The sequence below is a fragment of the Vibrio sp. 10N.261.52.A1 genome (assembly GCF_002876325.1).
Classification (GTDB): Bacteria; Pseudomonadota; Gammaproteobacteria; order Enterobacterales; family Vibrionaceae; genus Vibrio; species Vibrio chagasii.
In genome coordinates, this window is sequence record NZ_MCYD01000791.1 from 1 (window position 1) to 4,539 (window position 4,539).

The window sequence follows — 4,539 nt, forward strand, 5'->3', positions numbered from 1 at the left end:
GAGTAATAATTTGTACCACGTAAAAAGTGATAAAAATTTGAAAGAGTTTTGGTCTTGGTTCGTTCTATATACGTAACAATCGAGGCATGAAGATTGTTTTAGATAATTATTCAGGCAGACAACTAAGGAGCTAGCTATGAAATTATTATCAATGATGACGGTTATCGCTACAACAAGCCTTTTCTCTTTCCAAGCTATGGGTTCGGGTGTCTATCATAGAGCCGCTGTAGAATCTAAAATCTTTAAAGGGGATGTAGTTGCGAGCCAATCACAGGCTTACGAATCTGGTAAACAAATCTGGATGGAGATAAACGGCAAGGGTTCCTATGAACTCAGCAAAATCCTACCTCAAGCTTCGGAAAAGGTGGACGTGCGTTCGTTTGAAATCAGAAACGGGAGCATCAAAGTCAAAGAAATCATGAACTCATCTGGAGAGATTAACTTCGTTCCGTTGGTCAAAGTCGACTTTAAGTATAATTATCGACCATCTTTCTAGAATGTTGATAGGGTACTAAAACAGCACGCTATCTAACATTACGAATCGAAAAAAAAGCCGCAGAAATGCGGCTTAGTTGTATAAAAAGGGTGTACTGACAATGTTAATTGACGCGACTGATAAGCTCTTCGCGACGTTGCTGTGGAATAACCGACCAATGCGTGCCATTGATCGCTCCTTCTAATGCCCAAAGCAGTTCAATACTGACAGAGGACGTATGAGATTCCTTGATGGCATTAAATGCGTTTACAGAGCCAGATTCATATAAACGTTCTACGGAATCAATCCCGGCTTTCTTCAACATGCGCTCAGTGGCAAGTCGAAGATTAGGGAGGTCTTTGAGTCGAGTAGGCTTAGCAGCGGACTGTTCAGCTTTCTCTTCTTTTGCAAAACCCAGAGACGTAGTTGCAAGTTGTAAGATTTTCTCTTGGTCTTGCCACAGGCCTTCTGGTAAAGCGAAGTATTTAGTTACGACAGGGAAACCACGTTTTTTGTAGACGTACGGTTGAAACCCTTGTTGCTCGAACTGTTTTGTTGTGCCTTTGTCTGCTCGTATGTGCAACTGGTCATTAACAACCAGAGCAAACATAGTGTCATCAGCAAAAAGACCGAATCCACCAAACATTGAGCGTGACTTTATTTTTCCTAGGGGCTCAAATAACTTCATTGAGTCCTTTAGTATCGGTTTATCCATGTTATTTATCTCGGTGTATTTGAACTACGCCACCAAATAAGCAGGTCCGAGAGATTAGCAAAATGTTGCAATTACATTGTCAATAAGCCGTAAATTACTAAATTATTAGTAGTTACTGCATTTTGCCATCGGTAACCCCGCTACCATACCAACGAGTGGTTTAGGCCGGAAGCTTTGCGTCTCACCTTTTCAAGTGATTTGCCCTGTGCGTGACTGATTGAATAGAATAAAGTTTTTGTTGAATGAGGCTCACACTTGATATTTCAAAGTGTGATATTGCTTCAATTAATGATCTTTATTATATGAAACTAGGTTTATTTTGGTTGCTGATAAAAAAAACGCACCCAAAGGTGCGCTTGATGAAAATAAACTCAATTTATCAGTTAATTTAACGTTTTAACTGTACTACGTTCAACAATTTCTGGGTGCATTTCGAAGACGCGTTTTTCATGATCTTTGTCTTTTATGCGCTCAAGCAGAATTTCGAATGCGTTCTTACCGACACGACGTTTCGGTTGGTGAACGGTGGTTAATGGTGGAGAGAAGTACTCAGCCAGTTCGATGTTATCGTAGCCAATGATAGAGATATCTTCTGGGATACGGATGCCTTTTTGCTGTAAGCGACTCATTAAGCCGAGTGCCATGGTATCGTTAAAGCAGAATACTGCCGTAGGGCGTTCTTCCATCTCAACAATCTTGTCTGCCGCAAGTACTGCCGTATCACACTCGAAGTTACCTTCGATGATCATATCGTCACTTGCAGTGATGTTTGCTTCTTCTAGAGCGCGCTTGTAACCAGCAATACGTTCAACACAGGCTGCTTTGTCTAAGTGGCCACTTAAGCAAGCAATCTTTGAGTGACCGCGGTCGATTAGGTATTTGGTCGCTAGGTAGCCGCCTTCTTCAGAGTTATCAATGATTTTATCTGCTTGAGAACTCTCTGGGCCCCAGTCCATGACTACTTTAGGGATGTCAGCATGACGATCTAACATCTCTCTCAGTTCTTCTGTTAGGTCTGAACACATAACTAAGATGCCATCTACACGTTTCTCTGCAAGCATTCGAATGTAGTCACGTTGCTTCTCATAGATACCACCAGTGTTACACAGGATCAAAGTGTAACCTTGACGGTAGCAGTAGCTCTCAACACCATCAATAACTTCAGAGAAGAATAGGTTTGTTGATTGAGTCACTAGCATGCCGATAGTTCGTGTTGAATTACACTTCAAACTACGAGCAACAGCACTTGGTGCATAGTTTAATTCGTCTACCGCTTTATTTACTTTTTCTTGAGTCGCTTCTGCAACAAAACGTGTTTTGTTGATTACGTGAGAAACGGTTGTGGTTGATACGCCTGCTAAGCGAGCGACATCTTTTATAGTGGCCATGGTTTTATCCTATTAGAAGCTACTTTCCCCAAAGTACGGAGTGAAGTAGCCGTTAAGCTACCTAACTAAGAGCTTAAATTTGTAGGGCTCTTTGGGTACCAAAGTGTTAAAAAACAAAAAACCGCTAGTGAGCGGCTTGTTTTAACACCGAAATGCTCTGAACTTAATAAGCATAGCATTTCGTGAATGTTTCATATTTTATCGTTTGCGGTCACAATTCTAGACTGACTAGAAAATACTCGCAATACAATTCACCCAGAAATCCGGGTGAATTGTCACATTCTACGGAATTTATTTACCTAGTCATCAGTTAAGCTTATTCACCAGCTAAATATTGAGCATCTAATTGACAGAAAGCCACTAACAGAGAAGAGACAGCAGCGTAGAAACCGAATTCATCAACATCGTGACACTTAACGTTGAATTTCGGGATCCAAGTTAATAGCTGTTGCTCGATAAATTGTTGCTGAACTTCGAACGATTTTTCTAGTTCTTCTTCTGATTCTGTTTCATTAGAACGAATGATTAGGTTACCTAAGAAGTCGAGTTCGATAGCTATGTGGTCTGCTGGTTCTTTTAGATCTTGGTTAACCACTAGGTTGTGCTTAGCCATGATCTCTTCCATCTCTTTCGCTGGTTTATCGTTTAATAGGCCAGTTTCACCGATGTACATTGAAGCATAAGGAAGGGCGCCATGCTTATCTGTCTTTAGGAAAAGGTCGCAAAAGTCAGCAGACAGTTCTAGTTGTGCATCTTCGCGAGTTTGTAGGCGGTTCAGTGCATCAACTAACTTATCAATAGCAGGCTTTAGAGTTTCATTTTCGCCTAAACCAGTTAAGAAAGAACGAATTTCAACAGAGTGGTAGTGGTCAAGTTCGTCTTGAGTGAGCTCTTTGGCGAATAAGCTTGATAGCCACCAGTAAATTTCTGCTCTTTGCTCATTGAACGCTTTCGTATCTTTCATTACATAGATCCTGATTTAGTCTTGTGGTGTCTTTTCGCACACCAAGGCTGATGACGAGGTTATTTGCGAAATGCAAAGTTACTCGTTAGTAGTAATGCCTATATTGAATTGTGCCAGACGACAAATAGCAAGGTTTAAGATTGTCTTGTATCAAAAAAAATCCATGTTTCTGGCATTTATCTTCAGTACCACTAGAATTGTTACTAGTTATGAATAGAATAGTCACCGAAACTATTAAATAAGAAAAGTGGTGTAGATGAGCTATCACGTATTAGTCGTAGAAGATGATGTGGTGACCCGTAGTAAACTGGTTGGTTATTTCCAGAACGAAGGTTACACAGTTAGCGAGGCCGAGAGCGGTGCTCAAATGAGAAGCGTGTTAGAAGAAAACAACGTTGACCTCATTATGCTGGACATCAACTTACCAGGCGAAGATGGATTGATGCTAACTCGCGAATTACGCAGTCAATCTGACATTGGAATTATTTTAGTTACTGGACGCACGGATAGCATCGACAAAATTGTTGGCCTTGAAATGGGCGCTGACGATTACGTTACTAAACCCTTCGAACTTCGCGAGTTATTAGTTCGAGTTAAAAATCTACTTTGGCGCATTTCTGCTGCTCGTAAAACGACAGCAGGTGAGGCTGAAGAGTCACAAGATGAGTCAGTGGTTCGTTTTGGTGAGTGGACATTTGATATCCCTCGTCGTGCGTTAAGCAAAAACGGCGAGCCGGTAAAATTGACGAAAGCTGAATATGAATTATTGGTTGCACTGTCTTCTTACCCTAATCAGGTATTAAGCCGCGAACGTATTCTTAATATGATCAGCCACCGTGTTGATGCTCCGAATGACCGTACTATTGATGTACTTATTCGTCGTATGCGCGCAAAAATGGAGTTCGATCCGAAGAACCCACAAATTTTTGTGACGGTTCACGGCGAAGGTTACATGTTTGCTGGTGACTAAACTCTTTAAGAGCACTTAGTCAGCAAG

5 protein-coding genes and 1 riboswitch are annotated in these 4,539 nt (G+C 41.2%); of the genes, 2 read left to right on the forward strand and 3 right to left on the reverse strand.

Annotation, left to right across the window (positions count from 1 at the left end; genetic code table 11):
- The first annotated feature begins 136 nt into the window (after positions 1 to 136).
- Positions 137 to 496, forward strand: a complete 360-nt coding sequence (locus BCT81_RS16465; RefSeq protein WP_102425137.1) for a DUF3316 domain-containing protein — start codon at positions 137 to 139, stop codon at positions 494 to 496.
- Positions 497 to 599: 103 nt separating this feature from the next.
- Here the strand turns inward: BCT81_RS16465 and BCT81_RS16470 are convergent, their stop codons facing one another.
- From BCT81_RS16470 to torD, 3 genes are all read right to left on the reverse strand, one after another.
- On the reverse strand, positions 600 to 1,190 hold the full coding sequence (locus tag BCT81_RS16470; protein WP_004737443.1) for a TfoX/Sxy family DNA transformation protein: 591 nt from the start codon (positions 1,188 to 1,190) through the stop codon (positions 600 to 602).
- A gap of 127 nt (positions 1,191 to 1,317) precedes the next feature.
- Positions 1,318 to 1,403, reverse strand: a riboswitch (cyclic di-GMP riboswitch).
- Positions 1,404 to 1,573: 170 nt separating this feature from the next.
- Positions 1,574 to 2,578: an HTH-type transcriptional repressor PurR gene (purR, locus tag BCT81_RS16475; protein WP_102425138.1), complete on the reverse strand. Its 1,005-nt coding sequence runs from the start codon at positions 2,576 to 2,578 to the stop codon at positions 1,574 to 1,576.
- A 316-nt stretch (positions 2,579 to 2,894) separates the two neighbouring features.
- Complete coding sequence (torD, locus tag BCT81_RS16480; protein ID WP_102425139.1) at positions 2,895 to 3,542, reverse strand: molecular chaperone TorD; 648 nt, start codon at positions 3,540 to 3,542, stop codon at positions 2,895 to 2,897.
- Positions 3,543 to 3,798: 256 nt separating this feature from the next.
- On the opposite strand from torD, the gene torR reads away from it, so the two are divergent.
- A complete protein-coding gene (gene torR, locus BCT81_RS16485; protein WP_004737446.1) occupies positions 3,799 to 4,512 on the forward strand; it encodes a two-component system response regulator TorR in 714 nt (237 codons plus the stop codon).
- Positions 4,513 to 4,539 lie beyond the last annotated feature (27 nt).